Annotated in this window: 27 protein-coding genes; 11 read left to right on the top strand and 16 right to left on the bottom strand. The window is 63.3% G+C overall.

The genetic code is table 11. From position 1 onward, the window contains the following. Window positions 1-122: 122 nt before the first annotated feature. From cimA to cysS, 7 genes are all read right to left on the bottom strand, one after another. Complete coding sequence (cimA, locus tag AC3WWH_RS05690) at window positions 123-1739, bottom strand: citramalate synthase (RefSeq protein WP_057252743.1); 1617 nt, start codon at window positions 1737-1739, stop codon at window positions 123-125. A gap of 34 nt (window positions 1740-1773) precedes the next feature. Then, complete coding sequence (gene pip / locus AC3WWH_RS05685; protein WP_057252745.1) at window positions 1774-2736, bottom strand: prolyl aminopeptidase; 963 nt, start codon at window positions 2734-2736, stop codon at window positions 1774-1776. A gap of 2 nt (window positions 2737-2738) precedes the next feature. Beyond that, a complete protein-coding gene (locus AC3WWH_RS05680; protein ID WP_057252746.1) occupies window positions 2739-3260 on the bottom strand; it encodes a GFA family protein in 522 nt (173 codons plus the stop codon). Then, the gene (locus AC3WWH_RS05675) at window positions 3233-3709 is read right to left on the bottom strand and encodes a GFA family protein (RefSeq protein WP_058320245.1); all 477 of its coding nucleotides are present in this window, start codon (window positions 3707-3709) and stop codon (window positions 3233-3235) included. Before AC3WWH_RS05675 ends, AC3WWH_RS05680 begins: the two co-directional genes overlap by 28 nt. After that, window positions 3706-4197 (bottom strand): GFA family protein, encoded by a 492-nt coding sequence (locus AC3WWH_RS05670; protein ID WP_058320246.1) that lies wholly within the window; start codon window positions 4195-4197, stop codon window positions 3706-3708. Before AC3WWH_RS05670 ends, AC3WWH_RS05675 begins: the two co-directional genes overlap by 4 nt. 12 nt (window positions 4198-4209) lie before the next feature. Further along, window positions 4210-4590 carry a VOC family protein gene (locus AC3WWH_RS05665; protein ID WP_058320247.1) on the bottom strand — a complete coding sequence of 127 codons (381 nt, stop codon included), beginning with the start codon at window positions 4588-4590 and terminating at the stop codon, window positions 4210-4212. A 107-nt stretch (window positions 4591-4697) separates the two neighbouring features. Beyond that, window positions 4698-6089 (bottom strand): cysteine--tRNA ligase, encoded by a 1392-nt coding sequence (gene cysS, locus AC3WWH_RS05660; RefSeq protein WP_057252753.1) that lies wholly within the window; start codon window positions 6087-6089, stop codon window positions 4698-4700. Between the two features lie 413 nt (window positions 6090-6502). Between cysS and AC3WWH_RS05655 the strand changes: the two genes are divergently transcribed. Then, complete coding sequence (locus tag AC3WWH_RS05655) at window positions 6503-6646, top strand: hypothetical protein (RefSeq protein WP_176907119.1); 144 nt, start codon at window positions 6503-6505, stop codon at window positions 6644-6646. A 3-nt stretch (window positions 6647-6649) separates the two neighbouring features. On the opposite strand, the gene AC3WWH_RS05650 is transcribed toward AC3WWH_RS05655, so the two are convergent. After that, a complete protein-coding gene (locus AC3WWH_RS05650) occupies window positions 6650-7423 on the bottom strand; it encodes an SOS response-associated peptidase (RefSeq protein WP_058320248.1) in 774 nt (257 codons plus the stop codon). A gap of 60 nt (window positions 7424-7483) precedes the next feature. Between AC3WWH_RS05650 and AC3WWH_RS05645 the strand changes: the two genes are divergently transcribed. From AC3WWH_RS05645 to AC3WWH_RS05605, 9 genes are all read left to right on the top strand, one after another. Then, window positions 7484-7945 carry an NUDIX hydrolase gene (locus tag AC3WWH_RS05645; protein ID WP_057252757.1) on the top strand — a complete coding sequence of 154 codons (462 nt, stop codon included), beginning with the start codon at window positions 7484-7486 and terminating at the stop codon, window positions 7943-7945. Further along, window positions 7942-8388 carry a TIGR02301 family protein gene (locus AC3WWH_RS05640; RefSeq protein WP_057252758.1) on the top strand — a complete coding sequence of 149 codons (447 nt, stop codon included), beginning with the start codon at window positions 7942-7944 and terminating at the stop codon, window positions 8386-8388. Before AC3WWH_RS05645 ends, AC3WWH_RS05640 begins: the two co-directional genes overlap by 4 nt. Window positions 8389-8546: 158 nt before the next feature. Then, entirely contained in the window at window positions 8547-8816 is a 270-nt protein-coding gene (locus AC3WWH_RS05635; RefSeq protein ID WP_093232155.1) for a hypothetical protein, read from the top strand. A 15-nt stretch (window positions 8817-8831) separates the two neighbouring features. After that, on the top strand, window positions 8832-9623 hold the full coding sequence (locus tag AC3WWH_RS05630; protein ID WP_058320249.1) for a hypothetical protein: 792 nt from the start codon (window positions 8832-8834) through the stop codon (window positions 9621-9623). A gap of 203 nt (window positions 9624-9826) precedes the next feature. After that, a complete protein-coding gene (gene ygfZ / locus AC3WWH_RS05625) occupies window positions 9827-10675 on the top strand; it encodes a CAF17-like 4Fe-4S cluster assembly/insertion protein YgfZ (protein ID WP_058320250.1) in 849 nt (282 codons plus the stop codon). Further along, a complete protein-coding gene (locus AC3WWH_RS05620) occupies window positions 10672-11280 on the top strand; it encodes a YfbR-like 5'-deoxynucleotidase (RefSeq protein WP_057252762.1) in 609 nt (202 codons plus the stop codon). The genes ygfZ and AC3WWH_RS05620 overlap by 4 nt, the downstream gene beginning before the upstream one ends. A gap of 1 nt (window position 11281) precedes the next feature. After that, complete coding sequence (locus AC3WWH_RS05615) at window positions 11282-11821, top strand: tyrosine phosphatase family protein (protein ID WP_057252763.1); 540 nt, start codon at window positions 11282-11284, stop codon at window positions 11819-11821. Then, window positions 11763-12791, top strand: a complete 1029-nt coding sequence (locus tag AC3WWH_RS05610) for an NUDIX hydrolase (RefSeq protein ID WP_057252765.1) — start codon at window positions 11763-11765, stop codon at window positions 12789-12791. Before AC3WWH_RS05615 ends, AC3WWH_RS05610 begins: the two co-directional genes overlap by 59 nt. Window positions 12792-12941: 150 nt before the next feature. Beyond that, window positions 12942-13187 carry a hypothetical protein gene (locus tag AC3WWH_RS05605; RefSeq protein WP_058320251.1) on the top strand — a complete coding sequence of 82 codons (246 nt, stop codon included), beginning with the start codon at window positions 12942-12944 and terminating at the stop codon, window positions 13185-13187. Window positions 13188-13205: 18 nt separating this feature from the next. On the opposite strand, the gene nadC is transcribed toward AC3WWH_RS05605, so the two are convergent. The 5 genes from nadC to AC3WWH_RS05580 form a co-directional block, all read right to left on the bottom strand. Further along, entirely contained in the window at window positions 13206-14114 is a 909-nt protein-coding gene (gene nadC, locus AC3WWH_RS05600; RefSeq protein ID WP_058320252.1) for a carboxylating nicotinate-nucleotide diphosphorylase, read from the bottom strand. A gap of 50 nt (window positions 14115-14164) precedes the next feature. After that, complete coding sequence (locus tag AC3WWH_RS05595; RefSeq protein ID WP_058320253.1) at window positions 14165-15763, bottom strand: L-aspartate oxidase; 1599 nt, start codon at window positions 15761-15763, stop codon at window positions 14165-14167. 110 nt (window positions 15764-15873) lie between these two features. Then, window positions 15874-16953, bottom strand: coding sequence for a quinolinate synthase NadA (gene nadA, locus AC3WWH_RS05590; protein ID WP_057252773.1), 1080 nt, complete (start codon window positions 16951-16953; stop codon window positions 15874-15876). 171 nt (window positions 16954-17124) lie between these two features. Continuing rightward, window positions 17125-18363 (bottom strand): MFS transporter, encoded by a 1239-nt coding sequence (locus tag AC3WWH_RS05585; protein WP_058320254.1) that lies wholly within the window; start codon window positions 18361-18363, stop codon window positions 17125-17127. A 98-nt stretch (window positions 18364-18461) separates the two neighbouring features. Continuing rightward, window positions 18462-19328, bottom strand: coding sequence for a helix-turn-helix domain-containing protein (locus AC3WWH_RS05580; protein WP_058320255.1), 867 nt, complete (start codon window positions 19326-19328; stop codon window positions 18462-18464). 127 nt (window positions 19329-19455) lie between these two features. Here AC3WWH_RS05580 and AC3WWH_RS05575 point away from each other — a divergent pair, with 127 nt between their 5' ends. After that, window positions 19456-20388 (top strand): phytanoyl-CoA dioxygenase family protein, encoded by a 933-nt coding sequence (locus AC3WWH_RS05575; protein WP_058320256.1) that lies wholly within the window; start codon window positions 19456-19458, stop codon window positions 20386-20388. A 62-nt stretch (window positions 20389-20450) separates the two neighbouring features. Here the strand turns inward: AC3WWH_RS05575 and AC3WWH_RS05570 are convergent, their stop codons facing one another. The 3 genes from AC3WWH_RS05570 to AC3WWH_RS05560 form a co-directional block, all read right to left on the bottom strand. Continuing rightward, window positions 20451-21302: an MOSC domain-containing protein gene (locus tag AC3WWH_RS05570; RefSeq protein WP_057252779.1), complete on the bottom strand. Its 852-nt coding sequence runs from the start codon at window positions 21300-21302 to the stop codon at window positions 20451-20453. 80 nt (window positions 21303-21382) lie between these two features. After that, a complete protein-coding gene (locus tag AC3WWH_RS05565; protein ID WP_057252781.1) occupies window positions 21383-22039 on the bottom strand; it encodes an HD domain-containing protein in 657 nt (218 codons plus the stop codon). Between the two features lie 6 nt (window positions 22040-22045). Next, window positions 22046-24865, bottom strand: coding sequence for a DUF2339 domain-containing protein (locus tag AC3WWH_RS05560; RefSeq protein ID WP_058320257.1), 2820 nt, complete (start codon window positions 24863-24865; stop codon window positions 22046-22048). Window positions 24866-24912 lie beyond the last annotated feature (47 nt).

The following is a 24912-nucleotide window of genomic DNA, read 5'->3' as shown; positions in this document are numbered from 1 at the left end:
AGCCTCCCACGGATGCGTCCTACTCCAACGCCCGGGAATGCACCAATTCATTTCCGTGAAGAGATGGTGAGTTTTGCTTATCATCCCACCGCAGCGGAGCCTGCCCTACCTCGCCGCCGACGTCATTCGGCGGCAATCAGGCCGACATGGTCGCGGTTCTTCAACAGCTTGAAGATGATGCTGTCCATCAGCGCCTGGAACGAGGCGTCGATGATGTTGTCGGAGACGCCCACCGTCCACCAGCGTGCGCCGGTCCCGTCAGTCGACTCGATCAGCACGCGCGTGATCGCCTCGGTGCCGCCATTGAGGATACGGACCTTATAGTCCGCCAGTTCGAGATCTTCGATTTCCGACTGGTACTTGCCGAGGTCCTTGCGCAGCGCCAGGTCGAGCGCATTGACCGGGCCATGGCCTTCGGCAACCGACATCATCGTCTCGCCGTCGACCACCACCTTCACCACCGCTTCCGATACGGTCTTCAGATGGCCGTTGGCGTCGAAGCGGCGCTCGACCATCACCCGGAAGCTTTCGACGTGGAAGAAATCCGGCACCGTGCCGAGGATGCGGCTTGCCAGCAGCGCGAAGCTCGCATCCGCCCCCTCATAGGCATAGCCGGTCGCTTCCCGTTCCTTGACGATGGCGATCAGCTTGTCGAGTTTCGGGTCGTCCTTGCTGACGACGATGCCGCGGCGCTTCAGCGCGTTGATGAAATTGGCCTTGCCGCCCTGATCGGAGACCATGACCTTGCGCAGGTTGCCGATGCTTTCCGGCGCGACGTGCTCATAGGTGCGCGGGTCCTTGAGCAGCGCCGAAGCATGGATGCCGGCTTTGGTGGCAAAGGCCGATGCGCCAACATAGGGCGCCTGCTGGTCCGGCGAGCGGTTCAACAGCTCGTCGAAAGAATGGGCGAGCTTCGTCAATTCCTGCAGGCGATCGGCATCGATCGCCGTTTCGAAGCGATTGGAATAGGTCTCCTTGAGCGCGAGCGTCGGGATCAGCGTGACGAGATTGGCGTTGCCGCAACGCTCGCCGATTCCGTTCAGCGTTCCCTGGATCTGGCGCACGCCGGCTTCCACCGCCGCCAGCGAGTTGGCGACCGCCTGGCCGGTATCGTTGTGGGCATGAATGCCGAGATTGGCGCCCGGCACGCCGGCAGCGATCACAGCAGTGACGATCTCGCGCACCTCCGGCGGCTGCGTGCCGCCATTGGTGTCGCAGAGCACAACCCAGCGGGCGCCGGCTTCAAAAGCGGTCTTCGCGCAGGCGAGCGCGTAAGCCGGGTTGGCCTTGTAGCCATCGAAGAAATGCTCGCAGTCGACCATCGCCTCACGACCGGAGGCGACCACCGCCTCGACAGAAGCGCGGATGTTGTCGAGGTTTTCCTCGTTCGTGCAGCCGAGGGCGACCTCGACATGATAGTCCCAGCTCTTGGCTACCAGACAGATGGCGTCGCTTTTTGCGGCAAGCAGGGCCGCGAGGCCCGGATCATTCGACGCCGAAACCCCGGCGCGCTTGGTCATGCCGAAGGCGACGAAAGATGCCCTCTGCGTGCGCTTGCGCGTGAAAAACTCGGTATCGGTCGGGTTCGCGCCGGGATAGCCGCCCTCGATGTAGTCCATGCCGAACGCGTCGAGCAGACCCGCAATCGCAATCTTGTCCTCGACCGAAAAGTCGATGCCGGGCGTCTGCTGCCCGTCCCGTAGCGTCGTGTCGAAGAGGTAGATGCGTTCCCTGGTCATGGCTAATCGTCCAAATGCTCGGTTCTTGCTGGTCTTACTCGGTCTTGCCTGCGTATCGGTCCGTCGCCCGGATCAGCCGGTCGAGAATGCCGGGCTCGGAATAGGCGTGCCCTGCCCCTTCGATCAGATGGAGCTCGGACCCCGGCCAGGCCTTGTGCAACTGCCAGGCGTACTTCGCCGGGCACGGCATGTCGTAGCGCCCGTGGATGACGACGCCGGGAATTCCGCGAAGCCGGTGAACATCCCGCAACAATTGGCCGTCGTCCATCCAGCCGGCATTGACGAAGAAGTGGTTTTCGATGCGCGCGAAGGCATCGGCATATTCGTCGTCGGCGAAAGGTGCGCTCGTCGACAGTTCCGGCAGCAGCGTAATCGTCTCGCCTTCCCAGATGCTCCAGGCCTTGGCGGCGGCAAGACGCGTCGCCTTGTCGTCGCTCATCAGGCGGCGGTGGTAGGCGTGCATCATCTCGTGCCGTTCGTCTTCCGGGATCGGCGCGATGAACCGCTCCCATTTGTCCGGGAACATCTCCGAGACGCCGAACTGATAGTACCAGTCGAGCTCGGCCTTCGTCAGCGTGTAGATGCCGCGCAGCACGAGTTCCGAAACCCGCTCCGGGTGCTTCTCGGCATAGGCGAGCGCCAGCGTCGATCCCCAGGAGCCGCCGAAGACCAACCACTTGGCGACCCCAGCCTGTGCGCGCAGCCGCTCGATATCGGCGACGAGATGCCATGTGGTGTTGGCCTCGATCTTCGCGTGCGGAGTCGACTTGCCGCAGCCGCGCTGGTCGAACAAAGTCACATCATAGAGCGCCGGATCGAACAGGCGACGATGGTTGGCAGAAATCGTGCCGCCCGGTCCGCCATGCAGGAAGACGGCAGGCTTGGCGCCTGGCGTGCCGACCTTTTCCCAATAGATCACGTGACCGTCGCCGACATCGAGGTGGCCCGATGCATAGGGTTCGATTTCCGGGTAGAGCGTACGCAGTACAGTCGTCATTTTCAGTCTTTCGTCAGCGGCCAGTGCACGGTGTCGTAGTCCGGGTGCTGGCGGTTCGTTTCGAGTATGATCAGATGGCGGGTGGCGGACACCTCGCTGCCGTCATCCGTCTCTTTTTCGGGCAGTCTGGCGAGCCGCGAAAACCACAGCACACGAGACTCGACGCCGGCCTGATAGACGGGCAACACGTCATCCGGATCGTCGAGCGAACCGAGCGTGATATTGATGAAATCCGCATCCGGCATGTCATAGAACAGCGGCGTGCCGCAGTCGCTGCAGAAGCCGCGTCGAACCAGATGCGACGAGCGGAACCAGGACGGCTGGCCGCGGGTAATATCGAAACTGTCGCGCGCGACATTCGCCAGCGGCATGAAATAGTTGCCGGCCGCCTTCTGGCACATGCGGCAATGACAGATATGCGGATCCGCGAGCGTGCCTTCGGCACGGTAGCGGACGGCGCCGCATTGGCATCCACCGGTATAGATGCGGGCGATGGTCACCGGAATGCCCCCGAAGGGTGCCATTGCTCGGTCTCGTGATCCGGGTGCTGGAAGGAGATGATGCTCTCCTGCCGCGCATAGAAGTCCTGATCCTCCAGCACCGGCTGTTCGAAGATGGTATCGACCCAGGGCAGCCGCGACGCGTGATTGACCTGGATTTTCGGCGCGAGATCGGTGCGATCGTCAAACGTGCCGATCGCGATCTCGAGGCCGCCGGGGTGCCGGTAGGTCATCGGCGTGCCGCATTTCGGGCAGAAGCCGCGATCGATGTTGACCGAGGACTGAAAGTAGCTCGGCTCGTCCCGTACCCATTCGACGCCATCCTTCGGCGCCGTCACCAGCGCCGAGAAGAACGAGCCGAACTGCTTCTGGCACATGCGGCAATGGCAGATCGACGGACGGCCAAGCTGCCCCCGGATACGGAAACGGACTGCGCCGCATTGGCATCCGCCTGTTCGAACGTTTTCGCTCATCGACTTTCCTCCGGGGGCCAAGTTTCGGTGTCGTGGTCGGGATGCTGGTAGGAAACGAGATTGGTCAGAAATTCGATCGCGTCCGGATCTTCCATCGTATGAACGCCCGGCAGATCGGCCACGTGATCGACATAGGGCAGCTTGCCCTCGATGCCCCACTGGATGGTGGGCACGATGCCCTGCGGCTCGTCGAAGGTGGCGATGGCGAGCGCCATGCCATCCGGTGCCTCGTAGGTCAGCGGCGTGCCGCAATCGGCGCAGAAGCCGCGTCGCGCGGCGTTTGACGACTGAAAGCGCTTCGGCTCGCCGCGCGTCCAGGTGACATGTGCGCCGCGAACGGAAACCAAGGGCATATAGAAGTTGCCGCTCGCCTTCTGGCACATGCGGCAATGACAGACGGATGCGTCACCAAGTTTGCCCTCGACGCGGAAGCGGACCGCGCCGCACTGACAGCCTCCGGTATAATAGGGCCTGTTGTCGAGACTCATCGCAACCCCTCCTCAAGCCGGCGCGTGGCAGACGGCTTCGATGTTGTTGCCGTCGGGATCGAGTACGAAGGCGCCGTAGTAATCGGGGTGATAGTGCGGCCGAAGCCCGGGCTTGCCGTTGTCGCGCCCGCCGGCCGCCATCGCCGCCTCGTAGAAGGCATCGACTTCGGCGCGGCTTCTTGCCGAAAACGCATAGTGCCGTCCCGGACCGGTCGTCGCCTCGTGCAACCAGAAGACCGGCCGTTCGCGGCCATAGCCGCCAACCTTGACGCCGCCGGTATGTTCCACCGGCACCATCATCAGCAGCGAGGCGCCGAGCGGAGCGAAGGCCTTGTCGTAGAACGACCGCGCCCGGTCGAAATCCGAGACGGGAATGCCCGTGTGGTCGATCATCGCACGAACTCCTCTTTCATGCATGCTCTCCGCGTTTCCGCCGTTCCTGGAGGCATTGTCCGATCCCGCTCAAAGGGATCGGACAAAACTCGCCGCCGGGCTCGCGATCACCGTTTGATGTCCCAGGTCGTCACACGCTCGCCGGTTGCCGCATCCTTGCCATCCTTGAGCTGGATGCCCTGGGCGAGAAGATCGTCGCGGATCTTGTCGGCCTCGGCGAAATTCTTCGCCTTCAGCAGTTCCAGGCGGGCGCGGACACGGCCGTCGATGTCGCGTACCACGCCCTCGTCGAGTTCGACCGCCTCAGGCACAACGCCGATCAGCGCAGCACTGGCGGCGAAGGTGCCGAGCAGCTTCGGATCGGCCGCCGCCTTCTGGGCGAGCGCATGGAGCGCCTGAACCGCAGCGACGGTGTTGAGGTCGTCGGCGAGCGCCGCCACGACGGGCGGATCGGCCTCGCCCTTCGCCTCGCCCGGCACCGGCCATTTCGAAAGCAGGTGCTCGGCTTCCTCCAGCCGCTTCACCGAGAAATCGATCGGTTCGCGGTAATGCGTCATCAGCATGGCAAGCCTCAGCACGTCGCCCGGCCACTGGCGACCGGCAAACTTCTCCGTGTGCAGCAATTCGTAGATGGTGACGAAGTTGCCCTCGGACTTCGACATCTTGCGGCCTTCGACCTGCAGGAAGCCGTTGTGCATCCAGACATTCGCCATCACTTGCGTGCCGTGGGCGCAACGGGACTGGGCGATCTCGTTTTCATGATGCGGGAAGATCAGGTCGAGCCCGCCGCCATGAATGTCGAAGACCTCGCCGAGATAACGTTTGCTCATCGCCGAGCACTCGATATGCCAGCCCGGACGGCCCCTGCCCCACGGACTGTCCCAGCCCGGCTCGTTGTCGGCCGAAAGCTTCCACAGCACGAAATCGCCGGGATTTTTCTTGTGCACTTCCACGGCAATGCGGGCGCCGGCCTGCTGTTCGTCGAGGTTGCGCTTTGAAAGCTGACCGTAGTCGGCCATCGACTTGGTATCGAACAGCACCTCGCCGCCCGCCTGATAGGCATGCGCCTTGGCAAGCAGCTTTTCGATGATATCGATCATCTGCGCGATGTTGTCGGTCGCCCTCGGCTGCACGTCGGGATCGAGGCAGCCGAGCGATTTGGCGTCCGCCAGAAACTGCGTTTCGGTCTTCTCTGTCACCCGCCGGATCGCTTCATTGAGCGGCAGGGTCGGATAGTCGCGCAGCGCCCGCGCGTTGATCTTGTCGTCGACGTCGGTGATGTTGCGGGCATAGGTCACGTGCTCCGCGCCATAGACGTGGCGCAGCAGCCGGAAAAGCACATCGAAGACAATCACCGGCCGGGCATTGCCGATATGGGCATAATCATAGACCGTCGGGCCGCAGACATACATGCGGACGTTGTCGGGATCGATCGGCCGGAACTCGACCTTCTCCCGCGTCAGCGTGTTGTACAGCTTTAGTGTCGGCGCTCCGCCCATTCCCAATCTCCATATGCATACGACCGTCGAAACACGGCGCCCGGGCGGCCCGCGCGTTTGTCATCTTGGATTTTAGGAGACGAAAACGGCCAGGCCAGCGGGACGCTAGCGAATAATCTTCCGGCAGATAATGCAGATAACCGTTTTCATAGGCTCACTTATCGCGCGTCGCCTGTGCTCGGTCAAGAGGTCAGCCGCATGCAAGCACAGTAAGCTATCGAAAGGGAAACGGCGGCCATGGATTTGTCATGATTGGGCTTATCTGAGAGCGCCACGCGGAAAACAGATTCGCGGTGTAGTTGGTTCTGCACCACGGTTCCTGTCTCCGGAGAACAGGGAGGAGCGTCGTTTTCGCGCTGAATGACGAGAACGGCATGTATCCGGTTCAGGTAAGCATCAAGGAGTGAGTGCAAGTGAAAGCCGCAAAGACCAAAGACGTCGCCAAATCCGCAAATCTCATCGAACAGTATCGCCCGCTCGGCCTGAAGGCCGTACTCGCCGCCGCGCTGCAGGCAAAGGTGAAGCCTGCGACCAAGCTGACCAAGCGGCCCGCCTGACCCTCAGAACAGGGACATCTGTGCGTTAGCCGGTTCGGCCGGTTTGCTCTCGGGTCGAGCGTCCGGCGCGACCTTGGGCGTCACCGCCTCCTGAATGTCAGGGCCGGCATTGGCAACCTTGTTGACTTTGTCGGAAACGGGGATCGCCTCGAAGTAATCCTCCGCCACGGGGCCGAAGAGATCGACAATCTCGCGCGGCTCCTGCGTCTTGCAGTCCAGCCAGCGGGCGAAATCCTCGGGCTTAATGACGACGGGCATACGGTCGTGGATCTGCCGGATCGAGGCATTGGCCGCCGTCGTCAGGATGGCGGCGGTGTCGACTTCCGAGCCATCGGCCGACGACCAGGTCTCCATCAGACCGGCGAAGGCAACGATCCCGCCCTTGCGCGGGCGCACCCAATAGGCTTGCGACGGCTCGCGGCTGCCTTTCGGCGGCCGGCGCCACTCGTAGAAGCCGGAGGCCGGCACCAGCACGCGCCGGTGTCGCATGGCCGCCCGGAACGATGCCTTTTCAATCGCCGATTCGGCGCGGGCATTGATCAGCAGCGGAAAGTCACGCGGGTCCTTGACCCACCCGGGCATGAACCCCCAGCGCACGAGGACCGCCTTGCGTTCCGGAAGATTGCTGCCGGGCTGAGCCCGTTCGCCGGAAACGACGACCATGATCGGCTGGGTGGGCGCTATGTTGAAGCGCGCCGGAAAGTCTTCGCTTTCCAGCAGCGCAAATAATTCCAACAATTCTTCCGGCGTCGCCGTCAACGCAAAACGTCCGCACATGACACGGATGTGGCACTTCACGTAGGATGGGTCAACGTTACTGAGGCAATTTGATTCCCGATGTCGACCAAGCCTGAACTCGCCTCCTCGGTCATTCTCGAACGCGACGGCCGCTACCTGCTCGTGAGGCGGGCCAACCCGCCGTCGGCCGACATGTACGCCTTTCCCGGTGGACGGGCGGAGCCCGGAGAGACGCCGGCTGAAACTGCGCTTCGCGAATTGTTGGAAGAGACCGGCATAGAGGCCCGCAATCCCGTGCTGTTCGAAACCTACGACCTGCCCGGCAAGGAATCGGAAGGACGGCATTTCCTGCTTTCTGTCTTCCGAGCCGACGCGGGTGGCGACGCGGTAGCCGTTGCCAGCGACGACGCCGCCGGTCTTGGCTGGTTCACGCCGGCCGAAATCTTTGCCTTGCCGATCCCGGACAGCGTGCGCGAATGCGTGGAAAGGCTCGCGGAGATCGACACGGAATCCGGCCGCGGCCTTGAAACCGCCGTCAATTCCGGCTTGGTGGAGCCATGATCACTGCCCCGATCCTTGCGCGGCTTGCCCTGGCCGGCCTCGCGCTGACAGCCGCCACCGGTGCGGCGGCGCAAAAAACGCCGACGAAAGAGACGGCAACCACCGAGGCTGCAGCCCCTGCCGTCGTGGAGGAGAAACCCACACCCTACGACCAGAGGTTGATCCGGCTTTCCGAAATCATCGGCTCCGTTCACTATCTCAGGAACCTTTGCGTCAAGGAGCCGGAGGATGTCTGGCGTCGTTCGATGCAGGAATTGATCGACAAGGAAACGGCCGACGAGATCAAACGACGCGAAAGGATGACCGCCGCCTTCAACCGTGGGTATCGCACCTTTGCCTCTGTTTATACGACCTGCACGGGACCGGCGATCGTCGCCGAGCAGCGATACCGTGCCGAAGGCGCAACACTTGCGTCAGAAATCGTCGCCCGCTTTGGAAATTAGCAATAAATTAACCTCTTTTCTCACGACCCCGTGTCGTTTCGGGAAAAGGCTGCTAAGTTCGTTAAGAGAGTGGTAAGAAGTGGCGAGTCCGTCACAGCCGTTCAGTTGGAGTTCAGCCGGACGGCCAAAGAATGAACCGCTTGCACAATGGAAGTCGCATGGAACGAATGATGGAACCAAGCCTGACCGACATCGATGACATGATCGTCCACGAGAAAATGCAGGCTGCGCTGGAACACCAGAGCGAGGCCTGGGCGGACGGCATGGCTGATGGTATCGAGCCGGAAATCATCGCCGATGCGGCCATCGCGCTCGCCATGCGGGAAACCGTTCGGCTTCATGGCGAAGACGGTGCGGAAGCGATGCTCAATTCGCTTCGCGAACGCGTCCTCGCCGGCGAGTTCTCGCCCCAGCGCACGCTTCAGTAATATCAGGACTGCCCGATGATTCGGAATCTTGCAAACCGGACCCTTCCGGTTCGCCTCGCCACGCTGCTTTTGGCCGGTGTCGCCGTGAGCACCCCGGCAGCGTTTTCCCCCGCCTTTGCTCTCAGCGAATTGCAGGGCGCGCCGCAACCCGTTCCCACCGAACAGCCCACTACCGGCGACCAGAAGGCGGCGCCGCCTGTGGCCGAACCTGTCGCGGAGGAGCCGGACGAAGAAGAGAAGCTTCCGCTCGAAATCCCGATGCCCGATCCGCTGATCAACAAGTCAGCGACGGCCACCAAGGACGAGGCCCCCGCGGCCGAAGAGCCTGAGACGGCCGGGCCTGTCGAGGTTCTGACAGACGTTTCCAAGATTCCGGCGCCGGTTGCCCGGATGCGTGAACTGATCGTCGAAGCGGCTGCTTCCGGCGATATCGAGCGCCTGCGCCCGTTGCTCGGCAAGGGCCCGACCCAAACCCAGGTCACCGGCGTCACCGGCGACGAGGACCCGGTCGCGATTCTGAAGGGACTTTCGGGCGATCAAGAGGGTGTCGAAATCTTGGCGATCCTGCTCGACGTGCTGTCGACCGGTTTCGTGCTGGTGGACAAGGGCACGCCGCAGGAGGCCTATGTCTGGCCCTACTTCGCGGAAAAGAAGCTCTCGACGCTCACGGCACCGGAAAAGGTCGATCTGTTCCGCCTGGTCACCGCAGGGGACTTTGCAGACATGGAAGAGTTCGGCAGCTACAACTTCTACCGCGTCGGCATCATGCCGGACGGAAAGTGGAAATTCTTCATCGCCGGCGACTGACCGCCGGCGACCGAGCTTGCCGATCCTCTCCGAACATCCTACCTCTTCGCCAAGAGATCACGATGGTACCAGGTCGAGTCGACCCGGATCGCGACGTGATCGGTGTTTGTTGTACGCATTTCCGGACGCAAAACCGCTACGTACTTTTGCTGGAAATGCTCTAGGTTAGAGCGGGTTCCCACCCGCCGAGCAGGATTCGAACGATGCCCAGAGTTCGCCTCGACGACCGCGCGATTGTCGCCGTCTCCGGCAAGGACGCCGAAGATCTCCTCCAGGGATTGATCACCACCGACCTCGATGCGCTGGCGCCCGATGAATCGCGTCCCGGCGCCTTGCTGACGCCGCAGGGCAAGATTCTGTTCGACTTCATGATCTCCCGTGATGGCGACTGCCTTAGGCTGGAGACCGCGCGCGACCAGGCGGAAGCACTGCTGAAGCGGCTGACGATGTACAAGCTTCGCTCGGCGGTCGACCTTTCGATCGATGCGTCCGCCGCCGTCACCGTGATATTTGACGAGGCCCCGCCTGAGGGGGCTTATCGGGATCACCGCTTCGAGAAAGCCGGCGTCGCACTCTTCCGCGCCTATGGCGAAGCAGCCGGCGACACGGCCGGCGTCGAAGAACTCGAGCGGATTCGCATCGCAGCGGGCGTCGCGAGTGCCGGCACTGATTATGTGGCGCAGGATGCTTTTCCGCATGATGTTCTCCTCGACAAGAACGGCGGCCTTTCCTTCAAGAAGGGATGCTACGTCGGCCAGGAAGTGGTGTCGCGGATGCAGCACCGCGGCATGCCGCGCCGCCGGGTCGTGATCGTCTCTGCGCAGACCGCGCTTCCCCCGACGGGAACGACGATTACTGCGAACGATAAGTCCATCGGCACGCTGGGTACGGTTCAAGGCAAGTCGGCACTCGCGATCGTGCGCATCGACAAGGCGGGAGAAGCCATGGCGAACGATGTTCAGTTGCTTGCCGGTGACGTACCGGTGACCATGGTCCTGCCCGAATGGACCGGGCTCACCTTCCCGACGAGCGCCGACGAGGCAAGCGCGTGACGTCGACCCGCGCTTGGCAACGCATGCTCTCCGGCCGCCGGCTGGACCTGCTCGATCCGTCGCCGCTCGACGTGGAGATCGGCGACATCGCCCATGGGCTCGCGCGCGTTGCCCGCTGGAACGGCCAGACGGCCGGCGACCACGCCTTCTCGGTGGCGCAGCACAGCCTGATGGTCGAGGACATCTTTCGCCGCAGCAACAAATGCAGCACCGACGACTGCCTGCTGGCACTGCTGCATGACGCGCCGGAATATGTGATCGGTGACATGATCTCGCCGTTCAAGGCGGTGGTCGGCGGCGGCTACAAGTCGGTGGAAAAGCGGCTGGAAAGCGCCATTCACCTTCGCTTCGGCCTGCCGGCGCAATGCTCCAAGGAATTGAAGGATCGGATCAAGAAGGCCGACCACGTCGCCGCCTATTTCGAAGCGACCGTGCTTGCCGGCTTCTCGGTCGAAGAGGCGCGCAAGTTCTTCGGCCAGCCACGCGGCATTACCCGCGAAACGCTGCTGATCGATCCCTTGCCGGCCGTCGAAGCGCAGCGGCTGTTCACGGAACGGTTCCAGGTTCTGGAAGCAGAGCGCCTGCCCGCACGCGCGGAAATCTGACATGCCGGAGATCGTCGTATCGCCGCTCGCCCGCATCGCCGAAATGGCCGTTCGCCATGGCTGCACCGAGATGATCAGCCTTGTCGCCAAGGGCCAGGACTTTCATCGCCCCGGGGTCATCGCCAAGGCGCGGCACCTGACGCTCGGCATGAACGACATCACCTTTGCCGGCACCGGTGACCTCATCGCGCCGCAGGAAGAGCATGTCCGGCAGATCGTCGCCTTTGCGCGCGAATGGGATCGCGCGCGGCCGCTGCTCGTCCATTGCTGGATGGGCGTTTCGCGTTCGCCGGCAGCGGCGCTTATCGCGGCTCTTGCCGCCGAGCCGGACCAGGACGACGCAGAATTGGTTCAGCGCCTGCGGCGCGCCTCGCCCTTCGCAACGCCAAACAGCCGGCTTATCGAGATCGGTGATACGGTGCTCCAGCGTAACGGGCGGCTCATGGCCGCCGTGCGCGGGATCGGCCGAGGTGCGGACACCGATGGTAACGCACCCTTTGTCCTGCCGCTCCTTGCCGAGGGGGCAGCCGTTGCCGACTGAAACGCAGCCGACGACGGTCGAAATCGGCCTCAATGCGGCGATCGTCGCCGTCGTCCAGCGCAGTCCTCGGATCCTTGCCGTCAGCGAAACCGACGGCGACGCGCGAGACAGCCTGCCCTTCGGCCCCTTTGATCCGGCGCTGCATCGGACCTTTGAGACGAGCCTGCGCGATCGCGTCGAAAAGCGCACGGCGCTGAAACTCGGCTATATCGAACAGCTCTACACCTTCGGTGATCGCGGCCGGCAGCGGCTTCCGGGCGAAGAAGGCAAACACATGGTCTCGGTCGGCTATCTGGCGCTAACCAGGACCGACGCCGAAAACACCGAGCGGCTCGCCGAAGCCGGCGCGCACTGGCGCGACTGGTACGGCTACCTGCCTTGGGAAGACTGGCGGCAGGGCCGCCCACCGGTCCTCGATCAGGCGATCCTGCCGGGGCTTGCCCGCTGGGAGACTGGCGCCACCGGCGAAGAACAGGCCGCCCGGATCGCCCGCCGCCGGGCACGCATTCGCCTGGCATTTGGTCTCGACGATTTTCCCTGGGACGAGGAGCGGGTGCTGGAGCGCTACGAGCTGCTCTACGAGGCCGGGCTCGTGCCCGAAGCTGTGCTCGACGGCCACGGCAACGGCCACGACGTTCTGACCGTCGGACAGGCCATGCGCCATGACCATCGCCGCATCGTCGCGACAGCGATCGCGAGGTTGCGCGGCAAGCTCAAATATCGCCCTGTCGTCTTCGAACTGATGCCGCCGGAGTTCACGCTGACCGACCTGCAGGCGACCGTCGAAGCGATCTCCGGCCGTCACCTGCACAAGCAGAATTTCCGCCGCCTCGTCGAAGGTGCGGAGCTGGTGGAACCGACAGGCATGACACTGTCTTCGACCGGTGGGCGCCCGGCCGCCCTCTTCCGCTTCCGCCGCCAGATCCTCGACGAGCGCCCTGCCCCCGGCCTCAAGGTTGGCGGGCGATGATCGCAGTCAATAATCCCTGAAAAGCGGACCTGCGTCTAAAAACATCCCGAGACGCCACCTACATTGCTGGATCATGATATGATTGGTGCAGCGAGTGGAGACGAAACTCTCGTATGCCCGCCACCTGACGTTTAAGACCGAGGTAAGCCCATGCTGCTCGCACTGACCCTGCTGACGTCGCTGCTCGGAACCTCGCCCCAGTCGGGTATCGACGAGAAGCCGAAGATGCCCGACTACTTCAAGAACCAGCAGGGCGGCGGCATGCAGCCTCAGACCACGATCTGCAATCTCAACAGCCAGGATTCGAACGGGCAGTTCAAGACCTGCCGCTACGATTGCGGCACGCAGATCACCGTCGGCGAGCGCTTCGCCTGCCCGTTCATCATGCAGCGATAACGCTGGTTGAACTGCTCGTTACCGGTTGATCACCACATCGAGGCCAATGTCGAGCGTTGGAGCGGCCATGGTGATCTTTGAAGTCGAGATGTAGTCGATGCCGCTTTCGGCAATCGCGCGCACAGTATCGATCTTGACGTTGCCGGAGGCCTCGAGCCGGGTGCGGCGGGCGTCGAGCGCGTAGGCGTCGGTGGAGAGCTGCCAGAATGCCTGGTTGACGGCGACGGCTTCGCGCAGCAGCTCCGGGCCCATATTGTCGAGCAGGATGACGTCGGGCTGGGCGGTCAGCGCCTCGCGCATCTGGTCGAGACCATCGACCTCGACCTCGATCTTGACGAGATGGCCGCAATAGGCCCGCGCCGCGTGGATGGCGCTGGCGACACCGCCGGAAACGGCGATGTGGTTATCCTTGATCAACACCGCGTCGTCGAGCCCGTAGCGGTGGTTGGAGCCACCGCCGAGACGCACGGCATATTTCTCGAGTGCGCGCAGCCCCGGGATGGTCTTGCGGGTACAGCAAACCTTCGCACGCGTATGGGCGATCTCGTCGGCGAATTTCGCCGTATAGGTCGCAATGCCCGAGAGATGCATAAGGAAATTCAGGCCCACCCGCTCGGCCGATAGCAGGCCGCGGGCACGGCCGGAGATGCGGGCGAGCTTCGTGCCCGGCGCCACCTGGTCCCCATCCGCCACCAACGCCTCGAAACCGATCGACGGATCGACCAGACGGAAGGCGGCGCGCGCGAGATCGAGCCCGGCGACGACGCCGGGGTCGCGGGCATTCATGCCGGCCGTTGCCGTCAGCTCCGGTCCGATCGTCGACAGCGTGGTAATGTCACCGGCGCGGCCGAGATCCTCAAGCAGTGCGGCGCGCACCTGGTCCTCGATCATCAGTGCGGGCAGTTCGGGGCGGAGGGCTGCGGTCATCTGCTGGCGGTCCTTGAGCTTCAGTCACATGCGAGTGGCGGAGTGCCGGATCACGCCGGTTCCGTTTCAGCCAATTCCTTTGAAAGGCGATTGGCTTCGGCGAGCGTCAGGTAGGTGCGTCGGCGCCATTCCGGCCGCTCCGCCGGGCAATCGGCGCGGAAGTGGCCGCCGCGGCTTTCCGTGCGGCGTAGCGCACCGACGGTGATCAGCTTGGCTGTCGTGATGATGTTGGTAAAGCGCATGCGCGAATTTTCGCGCTCGAGCCGCTCGATCTCTCGGATTGCCTTCAGCAGGCTCTCGCGCGTGCGGATCACACCGACGCAATCGCTCATCACCTGGCGCAGAACCTTGAGCTGCGGGCTATCTTCGACGGTCACCGGATCGTCACTCTCGCCGGCATTGTCGCCCCACTCGGTGAGCTGCGGCGTCGGCAGCGTGCCCTTGATGTTTTCGGCGATACGGGCCGCAAAGACGACCGCTTCGAGCAGCGAGTTGGAGGCAAGGCGGTTGGCGCCATGCACGCCTGTCGAGGTGACTTCGCCGGCGGCCCAGAGGCCATCGATCGAGGTGCGGCCCTCCGCGTCCGTCAGCACGCCGCCCATATGGTAGTGGACCGCGGGCACGACAGGGATCGGCTGGGTCACCGGATCGATGCCGGCCGCGGTGCACGAGGCATAGACCGTCGGGAACATGTCGGGGAAGTGCTTGCCCACTGCCTTGGTGCAATCGAGGAAGGCACCGCGCCCCGCCTGAACTTCGGCAAAGACCCCGCGCGAAACGATGTCGCGCGGCGCAAGCTCGCCGTCCGGGTGAATGTCGAGCATGAAGCGATGGCCGGCCGCATTCAGGAGGTAGGCACCGTCACCGCGGAGCGCCTCGGTCGCCAGCGGCGCCGGGTCCTTGCCGATGTTGATCGCGGTCGGGTGGAACTGCACGAATTCGGGATCGGCAATGATCGCGCCGGCGCGGGCTGCCATGCCGAGCCCTTGCCCGCAGGCTTCCCACGGATTGGTGGTGACCGCATAGAGATGGCCGACGCCGCCGGAGCAGAGTACGACGGCGCGCGCCGGGAACGAGACGCGCTTCTTCGACTGTCCCGCATCCGGCCGCGCGATGACGCCGGAGATGAACCGGCCCTCGCGAACCAGTTCCTCCACGACGTAACCCTCGATCACGCGGATCGACGGCGTCTTGCGCACCGCGGCAATCAACGCTTCCATGATCGCCTTGCCGGCCATGTCGCCCTTGACCCGGACGATGCGGCGCTCGGAATGCGCCGCCTCGCGCGACAACAGCAGCTTGCCTTCGAGGTCGCGATCGAAGGGCACGCCATATTCCAGAAGATCGTGAATGCGCGCCGGGCCTTCGGCGACCATCATGCGCGTCATCTTCTCATCGACGATGCCGGCACCGGCGGCGAGCGTGTCGGCGACGTGTTTCTCGAAGGTGTCGCCCGGGCTCATGGCCGCCGCGATGCCGCCTTGAGCCCAGGCCGAGGAAGCGCCGTGACCGATGGGCGCGGCAGCCAGGATCGTCACCGGCCTCGGGCTCAGCTTCAGCGCGCAGAAAAGGCCGGCCAGGCCGCCGCCGACGATGACGATGTCGTCAATCCCGTTGAAGGATTGCGGGCGGAAATGGTCGGTCAGCATGTTTCATTCTCCTCCAATGCGCATGCAGAGTTTCTATATTCTACAGCGACCTTTGCGCGCCTGATAAGGGGCGCGGCGCTGCAGGCCGGGCGAACCGCCAGGCGGAATCGTTACTGCTTGAGGTTCACCATGCGTTCGACCGCAAGGCGGGCGCGGGCGGCGATCGCCGGATCGACGAGAACCTCCTCCGTCATGTTGAGCAGGCTGTCGAGGATCTTCGGCAGCGTGATGCGCTTCATGTGCGGACAGAGGTTGCAAGGCTTGACGAACTCGACGCCCTCGATCTCTGCCTGAATGTTCGACGCCATCGAGCATTCGGTGACGAGAAGCACCTTCGACGGGCGGTTGTCCTTGACATAGTTGATCATGCCCGACGTCGAGCCGGCGAAGTCGCAGACGGCGATCACATCCGGGTGGCATTCCGGATGGCCGATGATCTCGATGCCCGGATTGGCTTCCTTGTAGGCAAGCAACTCGGCAGCGGTGAAGCGCTCATGCACCTCGCAGTGGCCCTTCCAGGTCAGGATCTTCTTGTTGGTCTGGCGGGCGACGTTCATCGCCAGATATTCGTCGGGGATACAGAGCACCGTGTCGGATTCCAGGCTCTCGACGACGTCAAGCACGTTGGACGAGGTGCAGCAGATATCGGTCTCGGCCTTCACGTCGGCAGAGGTGTTGACGTAGGTGACGACGGGAACGCCGGGGTAACGCTGCTTCAGAAGGCGCACATCGGCGCCGGTGATCGATTCCGAAAGCGAGCAGCCGGCTTTGCCGTCCGGGATCAGAACCGTCTTTTCCGGGCTCAACAGCTTCGACGTTTCGGCCATGAAGTGGACGCCGCACTGGATGATGATCTCTGCATCGACTTTGCTGGCGTCGCGGGCAAGCTGCAGCGAGTCGCCGACGATATCGGCGACGCAGTGGAAGATGTCTGGCGTCTGATAGTTATGCGCGAGGATGACGGCATTGCGCTCCTTCTTCAGCCGGTTGATGGCGTGCACATAGGGCGCATAGACCGGCCACTCGATCGCCGGGATAAAGTCCTTCACCTTCTCGTAGAGATGTTCCGTCTCGCGTGCGACCGCTGGCGTGAAGGCAAGTTCGGGTCTTTCGATGACACCAAAGCGCTGGGCAGCGCTGACAAGAACCGGGTTCGCCACCGCCTCTTTGCGGGAAACAACGCGCGTCATCGAGATCTCCTCTCCGCCCTCTTCCCGGGCAGCTTTTTCAATTATGCTCAATCTGAGCATAATTGAACCAAAACAAAAGCGGCAAAGCCGCATGGGTTGATTTAGAAAGTTTTGTGACAGAATTCAAGAATGGAGCGCTGTTTTTCGCAGCGCCCCAGTTTGCACATGCGGTCAGGCCATCGCCGGCCGCACCACGCTCTTCTCCTCGATCGGCCAATGGACGATCGCCGCGAAGATACCGAGCACCACGCCGAGCCACCACACCGGATCGTAGGAACCGAAGTGGTCGTAGAGGTAACCGCCCATCCATACACCCAGGAACGAACCCACCTGGTGCGAGAGGAAAACGATGCCGCCGAGCAGACCCAGATGCCGCGTGCCGAACATGATCGCGACCAGCGCGTTGGTCGGCGGCACGGTCGAAAGCCAGAGCAGGCCCATGACGATCGCGAAGATGACGACGGAGACCGGCGTCTGCGGCAGCAGCAGGAAGGCGGTCACCGCCACCGAGCGGGCGATATAGATCAGCGCCAGAAAGTAGGGCTTCGAGTAGTGCTGGGCGATGAAACCCGCAGACAGCGAGCCGATGATGTTGAAGAAGCCGATCAGCGCCAGCGCGATCACCGCATAGCGCGCGTCGATGCCGATATCGCCGATATAGGCCGGAAAATGCGCAGTGATGAAGGCGACCTGATAGCCACAGACGAAGAAACCGGAGACGAGAAGCAAGTAGCTCTTGTGGCCAAGCGCCTCCTTCAGCGCCTCGCCGATCGACTGCTTGTATTGCGCCTCGCTCTGGCGACCGGAGGAGGCATTGCCACGCAGTGGAATCGCGAAGAACGGCACCAGCAGCATGAGGACGCCGAGATAGACGAGGCTGTCCGACCAGCCATAGGCGGAGATCAGCCCCTGGCTCAACGGCGCGAACAGGAACATACCGGCAGAGCCCGCCGCCGTGCAGATGCCGAAGGCGAGCGACCGCTGATGCGGCGTGACGTTGCGGGCAAAGGCCGACAGGAGAATGCCGAAGGAGCCGGAGCCGACCGCCATGCCGACGAGCACGCCGCCACCGATATGCAGCCAGATCGGCGCATTGGCAAAGGCCATGATGATGAGGCCCGCAGCATAGAGAAGGCCAGACATGGCAAGCACCCGCCAAGTGCCGAACCGGTCGGCGATCGCGCCGAAGAACGGCTGGCTCAAGCCCCAGCAGAGGTTTTGCAAGGCCATGGCGAGGCCGAAAGTCGTCCGATCCCAGCGGGTGTCGGCGAGCATCGGCAACTGGAAGAAGCCCATCGCCGAGCGCGGGCCGAAGGTGAGCATCGCAACGACCGAACCAGCCGCGATGATCAGCCAGGGCATCTCCTGACGAGCATGGGACGGCGCGGATGCTCCGGAAACAGCGGACATGAAATATCTCCGATTGATGGACCGGCATCCTAGGCGGCGGCTAAAACAGATAAAAGCCAATTATATTGACGCCGCGATCACCGGAATTGATGCCTGAGTTACGCAGCGCTTCGGAATCGGTTGCGGAACTCCCTGGGCGTCATGGCCTTGGCCGCCTTGAACTGCCGATTGAAGTTGGCGATCGAGCGATAGCCCACGGCTTCGGCGATGTGGGCGATCGATCGTCCAGAGCCGCTGAGGAGCGCGCAGGCTTCGCCGATCCTCAACCGCATCAGATACTCCGAGACCGGCATGTTGAGGTGGCGCAGGAACAGGCGATGCAAACCGGAAAGGCTGAGGGCGGCAAGGTCGGCGAGTTCCTCCATCGATGGGTTCTCGGCGTAGTGCAGATGGATATGGTCGAGCACACGGTCGAGGCGACCACGATCGACCGATCGGCCCGATGGCGTGACGACACGGCTGGACAACGGCGCCACCTGTTGCTCACGCGCCAGGATTGTCAGCAGAGAGAGGACATCCGGCAGCCGTTCCTCCGGCGCCAGCCTGCGCAACCCTTCAAACAGCGGCCTGACACGGGCGGCAACTTCCGGAGTGAACTGCAAGCCCGGGGCGGATCGCTCGAACATCGCCTTGACACCGGTGAGCTCGACAAAGCCGTCGTCCAGACGTTCCACCCATTCCGGATGAAACCAGAGCACCAGCGCCACGTGCGGTTCGGCACCGTCAATCTTACCCGACGAGTGCCAGGTGTGCGGCAGGTTGGAACCGACGAGCACGAGATCGCCGTCGTCATAGGCGCCGATATGGTCGCCGATGAAGCGCTGGCCGCGCGAGTTGAGCGTCAACGTCAGTTCGAACTCCGGATGATGGTGCCATTGGAACGGAATGGAATCGTCGAGGCGGCGGTCGAGCAGGATCGACGAAGCATTGGTCGCCCGCGGTATTTTCTGCAAAACAGGCTTCATGTTGCATGCCTTCGCCTCACGATGCCAGAATAGTATCAATTTTGGCATGCTTCGTGCAACATGGCCTCGACCAGAAGGCTAGGCTTTCTCCATCGACCAATCGAACATTCAAGGCGAGGAGACATTCATGCAGGCGCTCAGAGACAGCCACCCCACGGCTGCCAATCTCGAGGTACAACTGAAGGACATCAAGAAGCGGCTGCCGCTGCGCGTGCTTTCGGAAACGGACTGGCAGCATTGGGTCAGCAAGGGCTACGTCATCGTGAGACAGGCGGTGCCGCCGGCCAATGTCGAGCGCCTCGTCGATCTGCTCTGGCGCTTCGACGAGAAGGATCCGAGCGATCCTTCGACCTGGTATGCGCCGCAGCGGCGCGAGCACAAGATGAAGGAACTCAACAACACCGGCATGCTGGAGATCTACAATCACCAGTATCTCTGGGACAACCGGCAGGAGTCGCGCATCTACGGCGCCTTCGTCGACATCTGGGATCGCGAGGATCTGTGGGTGACGATTGACCGCGCCAACCTCAATCCGCCGAAGAAGGTGAAGGGTAATCCTGACGGATTCATCCATTGGGATGTCGACACCTCGATCCGGCCGCTGCCGATCGGCGTTCAGGGCGTGCTGAGCCTGAAGAAACAGGACGGCGACGTCGGCGGCTTCCAATGCGTGCCGGAACTCTTCGAAAACTTCGAAAGCTGGGAGAAGACGCAAGCTGCCGACCGCGACCCGATGCACCCCGACATGGCCGGTCTCTCGACTGTCAACATCGAGATGGAGGCGGGCGACCTGATGATTTTCAACAGCCTGCTCGCCCATGGTGTGCGCCCCAACCACTCCGACGACCGTGTGCGGATGGCGCAATATATCTCGATGCATCCGGCGGAATGGGACAATGTCGCCGAGCGCGAGGAACGGGTGCGGCTGTGGCGGGAACTCGACCACCCCAAGCGTGACGCCTTTCCCGGCGACCCGCGCCAATGGGAAAAGCTCAATGCCTCCCCCGCCAGCCTCTCGGATCTCGGCGCCAAGCTTCTCGGAATCACGCCCTGGGCGTGATGCGGCCCGGAGCAATTCCGAGAAGAATGTGAAACGGCTTTCCGTCCGGAGTTGCGTCCGATTTAAGCCGAAGCACGCACCTTCATCGGCCAGCGTTCACCGCGCCGGCCGGTGACCTTGACCTCATCGCCAAGCTTGAGGGTGCCTTCGCTGCGCGGCACCGCGTTCCAGCCGAAGAGCACGCCGGGCACGCGCCGATCGGAGGACATGCGCTTTTCGGCCAGTCCCTGGATCGGGTTGCCGCCAATACGCTCGCCGGTGATCTGATCCTGTGTCGTCATGATGCAGCGGGCGCAGGGCTTGACGAGATCGAACCGAATGCCGCCGATCTCGACGCTTTCCCAGAAATCCTCATCCCAGGCGTCGTCGCAATCGACGAGGATGTTGGTGCGGAACCGGTCCATGCCGACGGGCTCCTGGCCCTTTTCGGCGAGGGTCCGGTTGAGATCGGCGAGCGAGCCGGTCGTCGTGATCAGGACCGGGAACCCATCGGCAAAGCCGACAGGCGCTGCGGTGCCGGCCCACTCGGCACCGACCAAGCGCTCGGCCGAGGCGTCCATGTGGGCAAGCTTGACCGGGCGGCCGAACCATGCGGACAGCGTCTCATCCGCCGTATCGTCGGAAACGGCGGCATCGACTTCACTGCCCCAGACCTGGACGTTCAGCCGGCGATCCGGATCAAAGCGTACCGAGGTTTCCCGGTCGCCCATCCTAAGATGCACACCGCCATCGATGTGGCTGGCTTCGACCTTCGCCAGCGCCTGCAATTCGCGCTGGGTGATGAAGCGCCCGTCCGGCTCGATCAGCATGAAGCGCCGGTCGCCCTCGACGCCATCGAGGTTGACGGTAACCGTCTCACGGGCGATGGCGCGGCCGCTTTTCAGCGGATGAATGTTGAGACCGGTCACCTTCATGGACAATTCCTTCATGTTCAAAAATAGATTCAAGCGCCTGACGATCCGATTCACGGGATAGCGGCAATATCTTGAAAGAATTAGATTTCATCGAGCATCATGGCAAGCACGTCGCGCAGGCGCTCCTCGCGCTCCGCCGCCAATCGGCGGCCAGCTTCGGTCTTGAAGCCATCGGCCAACCGGAACAGCTTGGTCTCGAAATGATCGATGGCGAACGCCTTGTCATCGAGTTCCCTTGCCTCCGCCAGCGGATCGAGCGGGTCATAGAGACCGCTGCCCATGCGCCCGGCGATATAGAAGCAGCGGGCGGCGCCGACCATACCGATCGCATCCAGCCGGTCGGCATCCTGAAGAATCCTCGCCTCCAGCGTCTCCGGTGCAATGTTGGCGGAGAAGCTGTGGGTCAGGATGGCGTGCGCCACGGCGCCGGTCTCTCCCGTACCCCAGCCGAGTTCCTGCAGAATGCCGGTCGCCTTCTCCGCCGCCAGACGTGATGCCTGGGTGCGCAAGGGCGAGTTCTTCTCGACCGAGACGCAATCATGGAGCAGGACGGCGGCGGCGAGCGAACGCGTATCGCCGCCCTCCTCCGCGTGGATGCGCGCAGCATTCTTCCAGACGCGGATCAGATGCGCGGCATCATGCGAGCCGTCATCGGCGGCAAAGGCATGCGGCAGCAGCACCGCGGCGAGATCCTCATGCGGCGCGAAGGCTGCCGCCAGTTTCGAAATATGTGTCATGACGTCCTATTGCTGTTCGGCAGGATCTGTCGGCGCCGTCGATGCGACGCCGACACCGGACAGGATCTTCTGATAGAAGAGCCCTATCCCGATCAATACCCCGCCAAGGCCGATGAAGGACAGGGCCCGCAGGAAACCTTCGAGGTTGGACATGTCGATCAGGAACACCTTCAGGACAGCGACGAAGACGAGAACGGCCGAAGCGATGCGAATGCTCTTGGCATGGAAACGCGAACCGAGCACAAGCAGCAGCACGCCGAGCAGCAACCAGACGACCGAGTAGGTATATGTCTCTCCCTGCAGGAAGCCCTTCCAATCCGCGATGTTTTCTCCCTGCCATGCGCGGCGGACCGTGAGGCTCGCCCAGGCGAAGGCCAGCACCGCGCCGCTGACCGCAAGCGCCATGACATAGGGCAACGGCCGCTTGTCGCGCGCATACCAGGCCAGCCCCGCATAGCCGAGCCCCGGCAGCAGATAGCCGATCAGCAGGAGATCGAAGAACGGGATATGACCGAGAAGCTCGCCGCTGAAGTAAGGGTTGAGGCCGAGGAGATGCGCCGAAAGCACCGACAACATCGAAAGCACGCCGAGGCCCATGCCGCCATAGCGGAAGACCGGGCTCGGCGACTTCATGTCGAGGCTCATGAAGATCGCCGAGGCGCCGATCGCCAGCAGGGTATAGATCGATTGCTCGCCGAGCGTCGGTACTGCGCTGTCGAGCACGCCGCCGTTCATCGCATGGCGCACGAGGATCGCGAGCGTCAAGAGCACCAAAAGGCTGGCGAGCGCCTGCAGGAGGTTGCGTACCCGTATGTTCGGCCAGGATCTGAGGAAATAGGCGGAGCCCGCAAGCAGTGCGGCGGGAATACCGTAGCCCGGCAGCAGCGCGTTGAAGACGGGCGTGGTGCCGAGATTGCCGGCACCGACGATCGTCGGCTCCCAGGCGATGCGCCCGAGAACGACCACAGCCGCAGCACCGGTCATCCAGGGCAGGATCGGCCAGGCGCGGATGCGTGTCGCGAGCGCATAGGCCGTTCCGAGCACGGCAATCGCAAGTGTGGTGACGAGCCCATCGGTCCAGGCATGAAGGGCAAGGACAAAGAACGCGAACGAACCGGCGACCAGCAATCCAGCCGCGATATCGCGCGCCTCCGCCTCGCCGCCGCGGCGGTAGAGCCAGTCCGCCAGCGCGAGCAGCGCGGCTCCGGCGAAGAGCGAGAACAGGCCGTGCGGCAGATCGAAGGCATAGTTGCCTGTCATCAGGAACGACATGGCCGTCAGCGCGATCGGGACAACGGCGGCGATGCCGGCCCAGAGGGTCGAATAGTGCGGATGGGTGACGAGGCGGCGCGACAGCACGAAGCCGCCGAGCGCCACGAACAGCGCCGCAAGCAGCATCGCCGTGATCATGGCAGTGCGGCCGGGCAGCACGATCGTCGGCAGAGCGTCGGCCAGCGAGGGATCGAGATAGGCGAGCACACCGCTCAGCGCCGTCAGGCTCCAAACGCCGGCCACTGCCCCGACGGCCGAAAGCACGGCGGGATAGACCGCCGTCGGCCGCCCGGCTCCCAAGGCCGCCAGCGCCGCAATGACCACAGCAAATTCCGTCACGGGATATTTGACCGCGGCCACCGCCGGGCTGATCAGAAGGAGCGCAAGCACCGTGGCGGCGATGGCCGCGGAAATGGAGATTGCCGCATGTGGCGGGATAAACAACCGCTCCCATGGTCCGGCAACGGCACCGCGTCGCTCCGCACCTTCAGGGACTTCGGGCACGGGTGCAGCTTCCGTAGCACCTGGCCAGACGAGGCCGATGCCGACGGTCATCACCAACAGCGCAAAGGCGACCGGCAGCGGTTCGAATGGCGAGGTCGCAGTGATATAGGCAAGCCCCCAAAGCCCGATGCCGGCGTTGGCAAGGGTCGGCACTACCGTCCAAGTCCGCAGCCGCGACGCGAGCAAGGTCGCAAGCCAGACGATCGAGAGGAAACCGAAGAGGACCCAGGGTCGCGGCTCGTCGCTCGAGACGAGTGCCGGCGTTGCGAGCGAGGCAAGCAGGCCGAGGCCGGCGAGCGCCTGCCCATGCAGTAGCGACAGACCAACGGTCGCAAGCGAGATCGCGGCCAGCAGAACGAATGCCGTGCCCGTGCCGATATAACCGTAGATGCCGTAGGCGGCATAGGCGACACCGAACAGGGTGACGGCGCCGGCAGCCGTCAGGATGCCGGGGATCATCGCATTCTGGAATTCGTCGGCGATGACAGGCACCGCGCGCCTGCGAATGACCTCCCCTGCTGCCATCAGCAACAGACCGAACAGGGCGGCAATCGTCAGGCGAACCGCCGGGCTCAGGAGGCCGGCATCGATCGAATATTTGACCATGAAGACACCGCCGAGCGCGAGCGCAATGCCGCCGACCCAGACGGCCCAACGTGCGCCGAGCCGGCTTTCCAGGCTCTCGGTCTGACGGAGCGCAGCCGGAACCGGTTGTGGCGCTTCTGTGCTGGCGGCAATGGTCTCGGCACCCTCGATGTCTTCCGCCGCGTTCTCCGCGTCGCCAAAGATCCGGGCCCCTTCGCGCGCGCCGGCCGTCAGGCCGATCGCAGCCTCCTCTACCGTCTCCGGTTCCACCGGCAGTTCGGGCGCGGCGGCGAGCTCTTCGGTCGTCGCTTCGGCCTGAACGCCGGCGCCCGATGAGGTCTTCAGCCTTGCGACCTCCGCCTTCAGCGCGGCGATTTCGGCCCCCAGCCGCTCGGCCGTCTTGCGACCGCCGGCAAAGGCGGAAAGAGCGAGAATGAAGGCAAGAAAAGCAAAGAGTTCGAACATGTTTTCCCCTGGCAGTCGCACGCACAGACCGCACGCAACCATACAGA

The organism is Ensifer sp. EB106-03-01-XG145, from assembly GCF_058792075.1.
This window is presented reverse-complemented; position numbering and strand designations above follow the sequence as displayed.